The organism is Actinophytocola oryzae (genome assembly GCF_004364325.1).
GTDB lineage: Bacteria > Actinomycetota > Actinomycetes > Mycobacteriales > Pseudonocardiaceae > Actinophytocola > Actinophytocola oryzae.
On the sequence record NZ_SOCP01000019.1, the window covers coordinates 169045 to 183727 of the forward strand.

The 14683-nt window shown below is 71.0% G+C and carries 16 protein-coding genes; 7 read left to right on the forward strand and 9 right to left on the reverse strand.

Features of this window, described 5'->3' with window-relative positions:
- Window positions 1-313: 313 nt before the first annotated feature.
- Window positions 314-1969 carry an AMP-binding protein gene (locus tag CLV71_RS37335; protein ID WP_133907623.1) on the reverse strand — a complete coding sequence of 552 codons (1656 nt, stop codon included), beginning with the start codon at window positions 1967-1969 and terminating at the stop codon, window positions 314-316.
- Between the two features lie 59 nt (window positions 1970-2028).
- On the opposite strand from CLV71_RS37335, the gene CLV71_RS37340 reads away from it, so the two are divergent.
- Window positions 2029-2331: an STAS domain-containing protein gene (locus tag CLV71_RS37340; RefSeq protein ID WP_133907624.1), complete on the forward strand. Its 303-nt coding sequence runs from the start codon at window positions 2029-2031 to the stop codon at window positions 2329-2331.
- Here the strand turns inward: CLV71_RS37340 and CLV71_RS50265 are convergent.
- The 3 genes from CLV71_RS50265 to CLV71_RS37350 all read right to left on the reverse strand — a co-directional run bounded on the left by CLV71_RS50265 (window position 2328) and on the right by CLV71_RS37350 (window position 4324).
- Window positions 2328-2456 carry a hypothetical protein gene (locus tag CLV71_RS50265; protein ID WP_279588782.1) on the reverse strand — a complete coding sequence of 43 codons (129 nt, stop codon included), beginning with the start codon at window positions 2454-2456 and terminating at the stop codon, window positions 2328-2330. The two genes, CLV71_RS37340 and CLV71_RS50265, sit on opposite strands and share 4 nt — an antisense overlap.
- 214 nt (window positions 2457-2670) lie before the next feature.
- Complete coding sequence (locus CLV71_RS37345) at window positions 2671-3477, reverse strand: metallophosphoesterase (RefSeq protein WP_133907625.1); 807 nt, start codon at window positions 3475-3477, stop codon at window positions 2671-2673.
- A gap of 52 nt (window positions 3478-3529) precedes the next feature.
- A complete protein-coding gene (locus CLV71_RS37350) occupies window positions 3530-4324 on the reverse strand; it encodes an HAD-IIA family hydrolase (protein WP_133907626.1) in 795 nt (264 codons plus the stop codon).
- A gap of 41 nt (window positions 4325-4365) precedes the next feature.
- Between CLV71_RS37350 and CLV71_RS37355 the strand changes: the two genes are divergently transcribed.
- The 4 genes from CLV71_RS37355 to CLV71_RS37370 all read left to right on the forward strand — a co-directional run bounded on the left by CLV71_RS37355 (window position 4366) and on the right by CLV71_RS37370 (window position 6960).
- Entirely contained in the window at window positions 4366-4623 is a 258-nt protein-coding gene (locus CLV71_RS37355; RefSeq protein ID WP_133907627.1) for a MoaD/ThiS family protein, read from the forward strand.
- Window positions 4624-5082: 459 nt separating this feature from the next.
- Window positions 5083-5724: a LysM peptidoglycan-binding domain-containing protein gene (locus tag CLV71_RS37360; protein WP_133907628.1), complete on the forward strand. Its 642-nt coding sequence runs from the start codon at window positions 5083-5085 to the stop codon at window positions 5722-5724.
- Between the two features lie 103 nt (window positions 5725-5827).
- Window positions 5828-6520 (forward strand): helix-turn-helix transcriptional regulator, encoded by a 693-nt coding sequence (locus CLV71_RS37365; RefSeq protein WP_133907629.1) that lies wholly within the window; start codon window positions 5828-5830, stop codon window positions 6518-6520.
- A gap of 74 nt (window positions 6521-6594) precedes the next feature.
- Complete coding sequence (locus CLV71_RS37370) at window positions 6595-6960, forward strand: VOC family protein (protein WP_133907630.1); 366 nt, start codon at window positions 6595-6597, stop codon at window positions 6958-6960.
- 45 nt (window positions 6961-7005) lie between these two features.
- Here the strand turns inward: CLV71_RS37370 and CLV71_RS37375 are convergent, their stop codons facing one another.
- The 4 genes from CLV71_RS37375 to CLV71_RS37390 are packed head-to-tail and all read right to left on the reverse strand — an operon-like array spanning window position 7006 to window position 9985.
- A complete protein-coding gene (locus tag CLV71_RS37375) occupies window positions 7006-7923 on the reverse strand; it encodes a molybdenum cofactor biosynthesis protein MoaE (RefSeq protein ID WP_133907631.1) in 918 nt (305 codons plus the stop codon).
- Window positions 7920-8396 carry a cyclic pyranopterin monophosphate synthase MoaC gene (moaC, locus tag CLV71_RS49775; protein WP_133907632.1) on the reverse strand — a complete coding sequence of 159 codons (477 nt, stop codon included), beginning with the start codon at window positions 8394-8396 and terminating at the stop codon, window positions 7920-7922. The genes CLV71_RS37375 and moaC overlap by 4 nt, the downstream gene beginning before the upstream one ends.
- Window positions 8397-8405: 9 nt before the next feature.
- Window positions 8406-9788 carry an NAD-dependent malic enzyme gene (locus tag CLV71_RS49780; protein ID WP_133907633.1) on the reverse strand — a complete coding sequence of 461 codons (1383 nt, stop codon included), beginning with the start codon at window positions 9786-9788 and terminating at the stop codon, window positions 8406-8408.
- Between the two features lie 11 nt (window positions 9789-9799).
- Window positions 9800-9985, reverse strand: a complete 186-nt coding sequence (locus tag CLV71_RS37390; protein ID WP_133907634.1) for a hypothetical protein — start codon at window positions 9983-9985, stop codon at window positions 9800-9802.
- A gap of 107 nt (window positions 9986-10092) precedes the next feature.
- On the opposite strand from CLV71_RS37390, the gene CLV71_RS37395 reads away from it, so the two are divergent.
- Window positions 10093-12354, forward strand: coding sequence for a helicase-associated domain-containing protein (locus CLV71_RS37395; RefSeq protein ID WP_133907635.1), 2262 nt, complete (start codon window positions 10093-10095; stop codon window positions 12352-12354).
- Between the two features lie 12 nt (window positions 12355-12366).
- On the opposite strand, the gene CLV71_RS37400 is transcribed toward CLV71_RS37395, so the two are convergent.
- Window positions 12367-12513: a dihydrofolate reductase family protein gene (locus CLV71_RS37400; RefSeq protein WP_208297945.1), complete on the reverse strand. Its 147-nt coding sequence runs from the start codon at window positions 12511-12513 to the stop codon at window positions 12367-12369.
- A gap of 38 nt (window positions 12514-12551) precedes the next feature.
- On the opposite strand from CLV71_RS37400, the gene CLV71_RS50270 reads away from it, so the two are divergent.
- On the forward strand, window positions 12552-14681 hold the full coding sequence (locus CLV71_RS50270) for a helix-turn-helix transcriptional regulator (RefSeq protein ID WP_133907636.1): 2130 nt from the start codon (window positions 12552-12554) through the stop codon (window positions 14679-14681).
- The last annotated feature ends 2 nt before the right edge of the window (window positions 14682-14683 follow it).

Sequence of the window (14683 nt, forward strand, 5' to 3'; positions counted from 1 at the left end):
GACCCAGTTTTCTGGCCGCTGGGGATGATGGGTTCGTGCATATCGCCGACTGGCGGACCGATCAGGTGCGCGACACGGACGAGGTTGTGCGGTGGCGGCCCCGGATCCCTGTTTCGCAGGGCACGAGCTGGGCTTCGAGCGTGTGGTGGGTTCGGCGCTGGACTTCGGCGGCAGCGGGTACTGGGCCGCGTGCGGAATCGCCTGGCCTGAAGCCGGACTCCCCGCGACGGGGTGTCGCGTCCCACCGCGTATCCGATTTCGGTTGGCATTTCCAGCGCACAGCGGAGTTCCGGCTTGGTGCCCTGTACACGACTCAGGCGTGTCGGGTCGCCGCCACCTTTTCGAGGCCCAGTAGCTCCACCGACTTCTCGCGCATCTCGACCTTGCGGATCTTGCCCGTGACGGTCATCGGGAACTCGTCGACGACGTGCACGTAGCGGGGAACCTTGTAGTGGGCCAGCTTGCCCTGGCAGAACTCGCGGACGGTCTCGGCGGTCAGCGGGGTCGCGCCCTCCCGCATGCGGATCCAGACCATCAGCTCCTCGCCGAACCGCTCGTCCGGCACGCCGACGACCTGTGCGTCGAGGATGTCGGGATGCGTGTAAAGGAACTCCTCTATCTCACGCGGATACACGTTCTCACCACCGCGGATCACCATGTCCTTGATGCGTCCGGTGATGTTGAGGTAGCCGTCGTCGTCCATCACCGCGAGGTCGCCGGTGTGCATCCAGCGTGCCGCGTCGATGGCCTCGGCCGTCTTGTCCTTCTGCTCCCAGTAGCCGAGCATCACCGAGTAGCCGCGGGTGCAGAGCTCTCCCGGCGTGCCGCGGGGCGCCGTCAGGCCCGTCTCCGGGTCCACCACCTTGACCTCCAGGTGCGGCATCACCCGGCCGACCGTGGAGACGCGACGGTCCAGCGAGTCGTCGGCGCGGGTCTGGGTGGACACCGGCGAGGTCTCGGTCATGCCGTACGCGATGGTCACCTCGGCCATGCCCATGCGGTCGATCACCTGCTTCATGACCTCGACCGGGCACGGTGAACCGGCCATGATCCCCGTGCGCAGGGTGGACAGGTCGTGCGACGCGAAGCTCGGGTCGGCCAGCTCGGCGATGAACATCGTCGGGACGCCGTACAGGGACGTGCATTTCTCGGCCGCCACCGCCGCCAGTGTCGTGGCTGGCTCGAAACCCGGCGCGGGAATCACCATGCACGCGCCGTGGGACGTCGCTGCCAGGTTTCCCATCACCATTCCGAAGCAGTGGTAGAAAGGCACCGGAATGCAGATCCGGTCGGCTTCGGTGTAGGTGCACATCTCGCCGACGAAGAACCCGTTGTTGAGGATGTTGTGGTGCGAGAGGGTGGCGCCCTTCGGGAAGCCCGTGGTGCCGGACGTGTACTGCAGGTTGATCGGGTCGTCCGCCGACAGCTCGGCCTGCAACTCGTCAAGCAGCGCCGCCGAACCGCCCCGGCCGATGGCGACCAGGGACGTCCACTCCTCCTGGCCGATGAGGATCACGTCCTCGAGCGCCGGGCACTCGGGGCGGACCTCCTCGATCATGCCCGCGTAGTCCGACGTCCTGAAGCTCGGCGCGGCGACCAGGGTCCGGACGCCTGCCTGGTTCAGCACGTACTTCAGCTCGTGCACCCGGTAGGCCGGATTGATGTTCACGAGGATCGCGCCGATCTTCGCGGTCGCGTACTGCGTGAACGTCCACTCGGCACAGTTCGGCGCCCAGATGCCCACCCTGTCGCCCTTGCCGACGCCGAGGTCCACCAGGCCCTTGGCCACGGCGTTGACCTCCTCGGCCAGCTGGCGGTAGGTCCACCGCCTGCCCGTCGCGAACTCGACAAGGGCCTCGCGGTCGCCGAACGCGGCCACCGTGCGGTCGAAGTTGTCACCGATCGTGTCCCCGAGCAGCGGCTTCTCGGACGTACCCGACACGTAGCTCGGCACCGCAGGCGTCGTCATTGGTCCACGGTAACCTCGTTCGTCAACACCGTGCCCCCGCCATCAGCGAGGATGTACACATGAGCCTCGCGATCACCGTGATCGGCTCTCACGTGGAGCTGAACGGCGCGGTCGACGTGCAGACAGCGCCTGCGCTGCAAGCCGAACTGGTCGAGCTGATCAACGCGGCAGGCCCGGGCACCCGGCTGAGACTGGACCTCGGCGACGTGACGCTGCTGGACTCCAACGGCCTGTCCGTGCTGCTCGAGGCGCACAAGCTCGCGGCGGCGCAGGACGTGGTGCTCGTGCTGGCCGCGGTTCCCCGCCACGTCGAGCGCACCCTGAGCATCACCGGCCTGGACGCGGTACTGCACATCGCCTAGGCGGGTGGCACGAAGCCGGGGACCCAACCCGGGTCGTCGGACTCGCCGCAGACCGGGCAGGACTCCTCGACGAGCACGCCTGGCGACTTCTCCCTGATCACCATGCCCGAACCAGGGATGATCATGGGTCGCACCTCGCCGCTGTCCGCGCGGAACTGGGTCGTCTGCCGGCACCCGTGGCACACGGTGCGCGCCGGTGGCACGTCGGTAGTCACCCTGTACATCTAACGGCTGTCGACCCTCCGGCGCGACAACAGGTGGATTCCCGGGGGATCTGGTGACGCCCGGCGCTCGGATCGAGGGGGCCGTGGGCCGCGCAAACGCTTGCGGCGGATACCGCTATGACGGGTGCCAGGGCAGCTCGACCACCAGGCACGGGCCGCCGACGAAGACGCCGCCGTCGACGCCGAGGGCCTTGCCGCCCGCGTACTCGTACGGGCTGTCCACCATGGCGGGCGCGATGCCCAGCTGGTCGGCGATCACCGAGTGTCCGTGGACGACCTGCTCACCGCCGAGCACGGTCAGCAGCTGGGTGGCGACGTCGGCGCCGTTCGGGCCGCGGAAGGCGTGGCGGGTCGTCAGCCGTCGCCAGACCTCCCACCACTCGACCAGGTCGTCCGAGTCGAGGACGTCCTGGATGTTCTCGTTGATCTCGTCGATCTCAGAGCCCCACACGAGGTACTCGAGGGTGTCCGAGTGCATCAGCAGGTGCCTGCCGACCAGCTCGACGGCCGGCCGGGTGACCAGCCACTCGATGTGCTCGTCGGTGACCGCCTCCTGGTCGGTGGGCTGGCCGCCGTTCATCTCCCAGCTGCGGGCGAAGCTGCGCGGGCCGAAGTCGGAGGGGACCTCCGTGTCGCCGAACCTGTGCATGCCGAGCAGCAGGATCTCGTGGTTGCCCAGCAGTGCCTCCACCTGGCCACCCGCGTCCGCCGCCTCCTCGGACAGGCGCATGACCAGGTCGATCACGCCGATGCCGTCCGGACCGCGGTCCACGAAGTCACCGAGGAACCACAGGTGGGTGTCCTCGCCGCACCAGGTCGCCTCCTCGTCGACCAGCCCCGCCTCGGCGAGTGCGGCGAGCAGTTCGTCAAGATGCCCGTGCACGTCGCCGACGACATAGGTCGACGGTCCTTCTTGCTGCACGACTCGACAATATGCCAGGTCCTAATACGTCCGTACCGGCCTTCGGCAGGAACTATCCCGGAAAGGGGTCGTCAGCCGACCCGACCAGGTCACCGACCGAGTCGATCACCCGGTTCGGCCGGTAGGGAAACAGCTCCGCCGTGTCCGCCGACGAAATGCCCGAGAGCACCAGAATCGTGTGCAGACCGGCCTCCAGACCGGACCTGACGTCGGTGTCCATGCGGTCGCCGATCATGAGCGTCGTCTCGGAGTGCGCGCCGAGGGAGTTGAGCGCGGACCGCATCATCAGGGGGTTGGGCTTGCCGACGAAGTACGGCGCACGGCCCGTCGCCCGCTCGATCAGTGCCGCGACCGAGCCCGTGGCCGGCAGTGAGCCCTCACGGGATGGGCCGGTCGCGTCGGGGTTCGTCGCTATGAACCGGGCACCACCCTCGACCAGCCGGATCGCGTTCGTGATGGCGGTGAAGCTGTACGTGCGGGTCTCGCCGAGCACGACGTAGTCCGGGTCACGGTCGGTGAGCACGTAGCCGATCTCGTGCAGCGCGGTCGTCAGCCCTGCCTCGCCGATGACGAAGGCCGTGCCGTTCGGCCGCTGCGTGTCGAGGAACCTGGCGGTCGCGAGCGCCGAGGTCCAGATGCGGTCCTCCGGCACGTCCAGGCCGGTCCGGTGGAGGCGTGCCCGCAGGTCACGCTGGGTGTAGATGGAGTTGTTCGTCAGGACGAGGAACTCCATCTCCTTGGCCCGCAGCTCCTCGATGAGCTTGTCGGCGCCCGGGATGAGGTGCTCCTCGTGCACCAGCACCCCGTCCATGTCCATCAGGTAGGTCCATTTGCGCTGTTCGGCCATGCGTCCATGGTCGCAGGCGCCGCGCGACTAGCCTGTGACACGTGACCACGACAGTCCGGGTCCGCTACTTCGCGGGCGCGCGCGGGGCCGTCGGCCTCGCGGAGGAGACCGTGTCCATGCCCTCCGGTGCGACCGTCGGTGACCTGCTCGCCGACCTGGGCACCAGGCACGGCGAGAAGCTCACCCGGGTGCTGACCGCGTGCAGCTTCCTCCTCGACGGTGTCGCCGTGCGGGACCGGTCGACCGCGCTGCCCGCCGACGCCGGCCTCGACGTCCTTCCCCCGTTCGCCGGCGGCTAGACCTCGGCCACTTTGGAGATCAATTTCCGCGTTTGGGTCACCGCGAATTGCATGCAGCTTTGCCGCATGTAACCGCCTGATTTCAGCGTGCTTCTGAAGGTGTCAAGCGGATGTTGTACCCAACGTGATGCAGCACTCAGCGATACTGAATTGATCACGTGATATCACGGGAATATAACGCGTCCTCGACACCGCTCCGACCTGCGATAATAACTTCGATCGTCACTCTTTCGATATCGTTACTGTGACCACCGTCACGCACCGGATAATTTTGCATTGGGCTTTTCGCTACGTAGCGTTCCGTCGGGTCGGCCCCGACCGACTGCATGGCCCGAGTGCCCAGAGCGCCAAACCGTTCCGGCGGGCACGAGGGAGTTAACCCCCGACTGAAAGAGAGTCTCCGGAACGGGAAAGATGCCTGATCAGAGGGCATTTCCAGGCGCTGAGGCAGAGACAGAAATGGCGTATCGAGCCGATCAACGTAAGCCGTCCACCGCGCTTCGCCGCACCATCGCCCGCATCGCCCTCACCGGCGTCGCGGTGGGTGCGCCGCTGGCCGTGGCGCCTGCCTTCGCGTCGGCCGACCCCGTCAACTGGGACGCGGTCGCCGAGTGCGAGAGCGGCGGTAACTGGAGCATCGACACCGGCAACGGCTACCACGGTGGACTCCAGTTCAGCCAGAGCACCTGGGAGGCCAACGGCGGTACCGGCAACGCTGCGAACGCCTCGAAGGCGGAGCAGATCCGGGTCGCGGAGAACGTGCGGCAGTCGCAGGGCATGGGCGCTTGGCCGGTGTGCGGCAAGCGTGGTGGGTCCGGCGGCGGTTCTGCCGCTCCCGCGAAGGCCCCTGTCAAGGCCCCCGTCAAGGCCAAGGCACCGACCAGCGGCAAGAAGGCCCCGGTCCGCAGCGCCCCGGCGCCGATCGTCCTCGCGGCGTCGAACCCGGCGGGCGACTACACCGTCGTGGCGGGCGACTCCCTGTCCAAGATCGCGACGGCGCTGAACGTGCCGGGCGGCTGGCAGGCGATCTACGAGAAGAACAAGCAGTACATCGGCGACCCCAACCTGATCGTTCCTGGTCAGAAGCTCGTCACCAAGTGAGCTAGCCGGTCCCCGTGAGAAGGGCTCCACCGCGGTCCCCCGGCGGTGGAGCCCTTCTTCTCGTCCTCCGGGTCCTGTCGGTGGGTTGTCCTAGGTTCGGCGCATGAACCGAACCGACCGGCTGTACGGCATCGTCGAGGACCTGCGGGCCGCCGCGCCGCTGCGGCGAAGCGCACGGCAGATCGCGGCACGCTACGAGGTCAGCGTGCGCACGATCGAGCGCGACATCAGCGCGTTACAGCAGGTCGGCGTGCCCATCTACGCCGAACCCGGACGCAGGGGCGGCTACGCCATCGACCCGTCGCGGACGCTGCCGCCCCTCAACTTCACCCCGGCCGAGGCGGTCGCCGTCTCGGTGGCGCTGCGGCAGGCGACGGGCTCGCCGTTCGCCCGCGCGGCCGACAGCGCCCTGCGCAAGATCATGGCCGCCATGCCCTCCACCGACGCACTCGCGGCGAGCGAGCTGGCCGAGCGGGTCGGCTTCCTGTCGTCGATCACCCGGCCTGCGGCCATCCCGCTGATCATCGAGAACGCGCTGGCGACCAGGCACGTCCTTCGCCTGAGCTACGTCGACAAGCACGGCAGCCCGTCCGAGCGCGAGGTGGAGCCGGTGATGTTCCTCGCGGGCGACGACGCCTGGTACCTGGTCGCGTGGTGCCGCCTGCGCGAGGACCTACGGGTGTTCCGCCTCGACCGCATCCTCGCGAGCCACGACACGGGCCATTCGGCACCTGTTCGCGAGCACCGGGAACTCCCGTTGCCGTGCAGCGTGACCCGCATCACTGTGTCGGCGTAGCAAACACCGACAGGGGGTTGTCGCGGACCGCCACGAGGCTGGGTACCGGCACACCGACGAAGGAGGAACCGGACATGGCACACGGCACGGTCGGCTGGATCCAGGTGGACACCGACGACCCCGAGGGCGCGCGGCGCTTCTACGGCGAGCTGTTCGACTGGACGTTCGCCGCCGACCCCAACAGCGACGCCTACCAGCTGATGACGCGCACCGGCGCGGACCAGCCCCACGGCGGACTGCTCGACACCGGGGGCGAGTCCCAGAACCGGGCGACGTTCGTGATCGTGGTCGACGACGTGGTCAAGGCGGTGGCGGAGGCGGAGCGACTCGGCGGGACGGTGGTGAACCCACCGAAGACCACGCCGAACGGTCTGACCTTCGCCGACCTGCGGGACCCGTCCGGCAACCACTTCGGCGTCTTCACCCCACCCGCGGGCTGAGAACGCCCACTGCCCGTGCCCTCGAACCAGAGGCGCACGGGCAGGCTACGGGCAGTTGACCCACTCGTCGGTGCCGTCGGTGAAGACCTGGTGCTTCCAGATGGGTAGGCGGGCCTTCACCTCGTCCACGAGGTCCGCGCAGGCCGCGAACGCCTCCTTGCGGTGCTCGGCGGCCACCGCGCAGGCCAGGGCCACGTCGCCGATGGCGAGCGGGCCGATCCGGTGGCTCACGGCCAGTGCCCGGACGCCGGCATGACGGGTCGCCACGGCCGACGCCACCTCCTCGATGACCGCCTTCGCGCTCGGGTGGCCCTCGTACTCCAGGGTGGTCACGCCCTTGCCGCCGTCGTGGTCGCGGACCGCGCCCGCGAAGGTCACGATCGCGCCAGAGGCGTCACCAGCGACCAGGGCCGCGTGGTCGTCCACCGACAGCGGCGCCTCGGTCACCTCGGCACGGCGGACCTCGGCCTCGGGTGCGGTGGTGGTGGCCGGGCTGGTGCCGTGGTCGCCGCCCCGGAGCTGGTCGAGGGCGTGGGTCAGGACGTCCTCCAGCACGCCGAGGCCGTCCTTCACCCCGCCCTTCGAACCGGGGAGGTTCACCACCAGGGTCCTGCCCATGACGCCGGCCATCGCACGGGACAGCACCGCGGTCGGGACCTTGGGGAGGCCGGCCGCGCGGATCGCGTCCGCGAGGCCCGGGATCTCGTAGTCCAGCAGGCGCCTGGTCATCTCCGGCGTGTGGTCCGTCGGGCTGATGCCGGTGCCGCCGGTCGTGATGACCACGTCCACGCCCGCCGCCTCACGCAGTGCGGCCAGCACCGGCTCACCGTCGGGGACCACCACCGGGTCGTCCACCGAGAAGCCCCTGGCACGCAGCCACTCGACGATGACAGGGCCGGTCGTGTCCTCGTAGACGCCAGCCGCCGCGCGGTTCGACGCCGCGATCACCCGTGCCGTGCTCATCTGTCCTCCGGGCGGGTCCACGTGCCGGTCTTGCCGCCCTCCTTGCGCTCCACGCGCACCTCGGAGAGCACCGCGGCCGGGTCGACCGCCTTGATCATGTCGTGCAGGGTCAGACCGGCGACCGTCACCGCGGTGAGGGCCTCCATCTCCACGCCCGTCTTGCCCGCCGTGCGGACCGACGCCTCGATGCGCACGGCGGACACCTCGATGACGAGGTCCACCGTCACACCGGTCAGCGGGAGGGGATGGCACAGCGGGATGAGGTCCGGGGTGCGTTTCGCCCCCATGATGCCTGCCACCCGCGCCACGGCCAGGGCGTCGCCCTTCTTGAGGCCGTTCGACCTCAGCAGCTCGACGACCTCCGGCGTCGTGAGCACGCGACCCGTGGCCACCGCGACTCTCGACGTCTCCGACTTCTCCGTCACGTCCACCATGCGGGCCGCGCCATGGGCGTCTACGTGGGTCAGGTCCACGAACCGATGCTACGGGTGCGCCGCCTTCGCCACCGCTTCGGCCACCGCGGGGGCGACCGCCGAGTCGAAGACGCTCGGCACGATGAACGACGCGTTGATGCGGTCGCCGTCCACGATGTCCGCGATGGCGTCGGCCGCGGCGAGGAGCATCGAGTCGGTGATGCCCCTGGCCTGCGCGTCGAGCAGGCCGCGGAACACGCCGGGGAACGCCAGCACGTTGTTGATCTGGTTCGGGTAGTCGCTGCGGCCCGTCGCCACCACCGCGGCGTGCTTCTGCGCCTCGAGCGGGTCGATCTCCGGGTCCGGGTTGGCCAGGGCGAACACGATCGAGTCCTTGGCCATCGTGGCCACGGCCTCCGCGCCGAACAGGTTGGGCGCGGACACCCCGATGAAGACGTCCGCGTCGACGAGCGCGTCGGTGACCGAACCCCTGACCAGGTTCCGGTTCGTGTTCTGCGCCAGCCACCTCAGGTTCGAGTCGAGGTCGTCCCGGTCGGGGTGGACGATGCCGTTGACGTCGACCGCGAGGACGTCGCCGGGGCCCTTCTGCAGCAGCAGGCGGATGATCGCCGAGCCCGCGGCGCCCGCACCGCAGACCACGATCTTGCAGTCGGCCAGCTCCTTGCCGACCACGCGCAGCGCGTTGCGCAGGGCGCCGACCACCACGATGGCGGTGCCGTGCTGGTCGTCGTGGAACACCGGGATGTCCAGCAGCTCACGCAGGCGCGCCTCGATCTCGAAGCAGCGGGGCGCGGCGATGTCCTCCAGGTTGATGCCGCCGTAGACCGGGGCGATCAGCTGGACCGTGCGGATGATCTCCTCGGTGTCCTGGGTGTCCAGGCAGACCGGCCACGCGTCGACGCCCGCGAACTTCTTGAACAGCGCCGCCTTGCCCTCCATCACCGGGAGCGCGGCGGCGGGGCCGATGTTGCCGAGGCCGAGGACGGCCGACCCGTCCGTGACCACCGCGACCGTGTTGCGCTTGATGGTCAGGCGCCTGGCGTCGTCGGGGTTCTCGGCGATGGCCTGGCTGATGCGGGCCACACCAGGGGTGTAGGCACGCGACAGGTCGTCACGGTTGCGGAGCTGGACCTTCGAGGCCACCTCGATCTTGCCGCCGAGGTGGATCAGGAACGTCCGGTCCGAGACCTTGCGGACCGTCACCCCCGGCAGCTCCTCGAGCGCCGCGGTGATGTCGCGGGCGTGGGCCGCGGAGAGCGTGTTCGCGGTGAGGTCGACGACGATCCGGTCGGTGTGCGACTCGACGACGTCGAAGGCGGTGATCACCGCCCCGGCCCGGCCGGCGGCACCGGCGAGGTCGCCCGCCGCACTCGCCGACGGCGGTGCCTCGACGCGGACGGTGATGGAATAGCCAGGGCCTGGAACCGGCATCGCTTTCGAACCTACTTGTTGATCTCGGTGACCGGATGTTCGTACGGCACGGCCTCGAGCGGGAAGACCAGGTCGCCGTACGGGGACAGCGCACCCTGGCGGTCGGCCGCCAGCTCGCTGACCGGGTGCTGCCCGTGGTCGTCGTCGGCGGGCCAGTGCGGGTCGATGCGGCCGGTGTTGCCGCCCTTCTTGGCCACGGGACCTCCTTCTGCTCGGGTTCTGCCGCCGGCTCACGCACGGCGAGCTCAGCGAGGTGAGATTACCGGAGCGCGGTCCACGCTCTGTCGCGTATACCGTGGTACGGGTGCCCGGCCCCACGCTCATCGACTGGCTGCGTGCTCAGGACGACCAGACCCTGGCGGTCCTGCTCGTCGCGCGGCCCGATCTCGCCACGCCACCGCCGCCGGACACGACCGTGCTGGCGGCGCGGGCCGCGACCAGGGCGTCGGTGACCAGAGCCGCCGAAGGTCTCGACACGTTCACGCTCGCGGTGCTCGACGCGCTGGTCGTCGCGGACGCGGACAAGGAGCCGGTGTCGGTCGCGCGTGTCGTGGAGGTCGTCGGGGCGGACGCGGGCGAGGCGCGGGTACGCGACGGACTCGACGTACTGGTGCGGCTCGCACTCGCGTGGGGCACCGACGAACTCTCGGTGGTGCCCGCCGCCCGTGAGGCGGGCGGGCTGTTCCCCGCCGGTCTCGGGCGCTCCTCACCCCCGCTGGACGACGTCGACCTGCCCGGCATGCTCGCGGACCTGCCGGAGGCCGAGCGGCGGATGCTGACCACGCTCGCACACGGCTCCCCGCTGGGCCGGACCAAGGACGCGGGCGTCTCGGTGCCGCTCGAGCAGGCACGCACACCGGTGCAACGCCTGCTCGCCATGGGCCTGCTGCTGCGCAGGGACGCGGAGACCGTCGAGCTGCCGCGCCAGGTGGCGCTCGCGATCCGGGGCAACAGTCCACTTGGGACAGTCCGGTTGACCGAGCCGACGATGAACACCAGGCAGCACAAGGTGTCCACTGTGGACGCGACGGGAGCCGGCGAGGCACTCGAGTTCCTGCGGCGGGCCGAGTCACTGGTCAAGGCGTGGTCGACGGAACCGCCGCCGGTGCTGAAGTCGGGCGGGCTCGGGGTTCGGGACCTGCGCAGGGTGGCGCGGGAGCTGGACACCGACGAGCGCGGCGCGGGGCTGGTCGTGGAGACGCTGTTCGGCGCCGGGATGGTCGCCGACAGCTCGGCGGCCACCTCGCCGGAGTGGTTGCCGACCACGCTCGTCGACCCGTGGCTGGTCTCGACGCCCGCCACCCAGTGGGCGACGCTGGCGTCCGCGTGGCTGGACCTGCCCCGCCTGCCGGGGCTCGCGGGTGCGCGCGACGCCAAGGACAAGGTGCTGGCCCCGCTCTCCGACGACCTGCGCCGACCGCCCGCCCCCACAGAGCGCAGGCGCATCCTGTCGACCCTCGCGGAGCTGCGGGGTGGGACCGGCGTGTCGCCCGACGACCTGGCGGCGCTCATGGCGTGGCGGGCACCGCGCCGGGGTGGCCGGCTGCGGGACGAGATCGTCCGCTGGACGCTGGCCGAGGCGACGGCGCTGGGGCTCGTCGCGCTCGGTGCGTCGACCGGCGCGGGCCGCGCGCTGCTGGAGGACGGCCCGGCCGCCGCGGCCAAGCGGATGGCCGACTCGATGCCGGAGCCGCTCGACCACGTGCTGGTGCAGGCGGACCTGACGGTCGTGGCTCCCGGCCCACTGGAGCCGGGGCTGGCCGCGGACATGGCCGCGGTGGCCGACGTCGAGTCCGCGGGCAGCGCGACCGTCTACCGCGTCACGGAGTCGTCGGTGCGGCGGGCGCTGGACGTCGGCCGGACGGCCGAGGAGTTGCACGACCTGTTCCGCACGCGGTCGCGGACGCCGGTGCCGCAGGGCCTGACGTACCTGATCGACGACGTGGCGCGGCGGCACGGGCGGCTGCGTGGCGGCACGGCGACGTCGTTCCTGCGGTGCGACGACCCGGTGCTGCTGTCCGAGGTGGCCGCCCACCCCGCCGCCGCGCGGCTGGAACTGCGCAAGATCGCGCCGACGGTGCTCGTCAGCCCGGTGCCGCTCGCCGACGTCCTCGAAGAGCTGCGTGGCGCCGGTTTCGCGCCGGCCGCGGAGGACTCGCTCGGGCAGGTGCTCGACCTGCGGCCGACCGGCCTGCGCCTGCCCGCCCCGGCCAGGCCGAGGCGGGCCACGGTGAGCGCCCTGGCACCGGAACGCGCGCTCGCGATGGTGGAGCAGCTGCGGGCGGGTGACGTGGCGGCCGGGACGCGCCGCGGGCGGACCGTCTCCCTGACCGGCGGCACCGGCGCGGCGGACACCGCGGCGACGCTGGCCCTGCTGCGGGAGGCCATCGAGCGCAACAACCAGGTGTGGATCGACTTCGTCGACTCACGCGGGGTGGCCAGCCAGCGGGTGGTCGACCCTTTCCGGGTGGGCGGCGGCGTGCTGGAGGGACGGGACGTCACCCAGGGCGCGGTCCGCCAGTACCCGCTGCACCGCATCACGTCCGCCTCCCTGGTCGAGAGCTGACCCCCCAGGGCCTCACCTGGGGATCACGTCGTAGGCCAGGTGGGTCACGCCGTCGCCCTCGATCACCTTCGGGGTCGACAGCCGGACCGGCGCCTTGGCCAGGTCGTCGAACCAGCGGACGCCCTCGCCGAGCAGGACCGGCACCAGGTCCACCGTCACGCCCTCCAGCAGAGCACGTCCTGTCCTCGGCCGCCGACGTGGTGGTCGAACTGGTGCGGGCGTGCCCCGGCGTTACGGTGCTCGCGACGAGCCGGGAGCCGCTCGGTGTCGTCGGTGAGACCGTGTGGCGGGTGCCGCCGCTGTCCGCGCAGGACGCCGTCGAGCTGTTCCGCGAACGTGCCGTGCAGGACACGGGGGCACTGGACCCGGTGCGCACGGCGTGTGCGCGCCTCGACGGCATCCCCCTCGCGATCGAGCTGGCCGCGGCCTGGTCGAGCACGCTGTCGGTGCCGGAGATCCTGCGTGGCCTCGACGACCGGTTCGCGTTGCTGGTCAGCGGGCCGCGCGGGGTGGCGGCCAGGCAGGCGACGCTCGTCGCGTCGATGGCGTGGAGCCACGACCTGCTCGACGACGCCGACCGCGTGCTGTTCCGGCGGCTCGGCGTGTTCGCCGGCGGGTTCACCCGCGAGACCGCGCGGGCCGTGTGCGGCGGCGACATGCTCGGCGGGCTGCGCAGGCTGGTGGACAAGTCACTGGTCGTGGCCGACACGCGGGACGCGGTCACGCGCTACCGGATGCTGGAGACGATCCGCCACTACGCGGCGGCACGGCTGGCGGCGTCGGACGAGCAGGAGACCATCCGTGACCGGCACCTGGCCACGATGCTGGGGCTCGTCGAGGACCTCGCACCGCTGCTGGACCGGGACAAGGACGCCTGGCGCGCGGCCGTCGAGGTCGAGCAGGACAACCTGCGGGCCGCGCTGTCGTGGCGGCCGGGTGACCCCGAGCCGGTGCGGCGGCTCGCGGCGGGCCTGCCGTGGCTGTGGCACCTCAACCGGCACGGCCCGGAAGGGTTGTCGCTGCTCCGGGCGGCCATCGACCTGCGCCCGGACGCCCGTGACGCGCTGCAGGCGCGGTTGCTGGCCGGCCTCGCGCTGGTCGCCGACACCGCGCGGCCGCTCGGGCTGGAGTACGACGCCGCGCAGGCCGCCTACGAGATCGCGACCGAGGCAGGCGACACCGGGACCGCGCAGCTGGCGCGGTTGCTGAGCGCGGTCGGCGTGTTCTACCTGGACTTCGACACCGCCTGGTCGCTCGCCGAGGAGGCACGCGCGGCCGGGACGGGTTTCGTCGTCGACGGGGCCGTCGCGCTCCAGGGCATGATCAGGCACCTGCGGGACGCCCACGACGAGGCCGAGGTCCTGCTGCGGACCGCGATCGACGGGCTCGCCGCACGAGGCGACCGCGGCGTGGCGTCGACGGCGCTGGGGTTCCTGGCGTCGAGCGTGCTGTACGGCGGCGACGTGGCCGGGGCACGGGAGCTGGCCGAGGAAGGCGTGCGGATGGCACGCCCGCTCGCGGACTACCACCGCGTCGGGTCGGCCGCGGCCGTGCTGGCCACCGTGGAGATGGCCGCGGGCAGGCTCGACGCGGCAACCGAGGCGCTCGACCCGGTGATCCGGCTCGTGGCGGGCGCCGAGCACCCGCCGTTCGTACCGGGGCTCGCGCGGGCGACGGGGCAGCTGCGGTTGCTGGCCGGCTCCCCCGAGGAGGCCGTGACGTGGTTCAACCGGGAGACGGCGCTGCTCGGCGGCACCGAGGACGTGTACCTGGCGCCGCAGACGCTGACGGGCCTCGCGGCGGCACTGCGGGCGGTCGGGTCGGTGTCGGAGGCCGTCGAGGCAGGCGAACGGGCACTCGCACTGGCACGCAGGATCGGGATGCCCCGCGTGGAGGCCGACGCGTTGTCGGAGCTGGCACTGCTCGACCCGGCCAGAGCCGTGGAGCTGCACCACTCGGCACTGGCGATCCGGGCGGAGCACGGGCTGTGGCTGTCCTGTGCGGACAGTCTGACCGCGCTCGCCGACCTGACGGACGACCCTCGGTTGCGGGTGGCGCCGGGTCAGGACGTACGCGAGGTGGTCGAGTACGCACGCAGGGCACGGGGCAGGCGCGGGCGCCCGTCGAGCGGGTGGGCGAGCCTGACCCCGACCGAGGAGAGCGTGGTGCGGCTGGCGGCCGACGGCCTGAGCAACCCGGATATCGGGACGCGCCTGTTCATGAGCCGCAGCACGGTGAAGACGCACCTGTCCCACGTGTACGCCAAGCTCGGCGTGACCAACCGGACCGAGCTGGCCAACCTGGCCGGGCAACATCTCGGGACATAGAT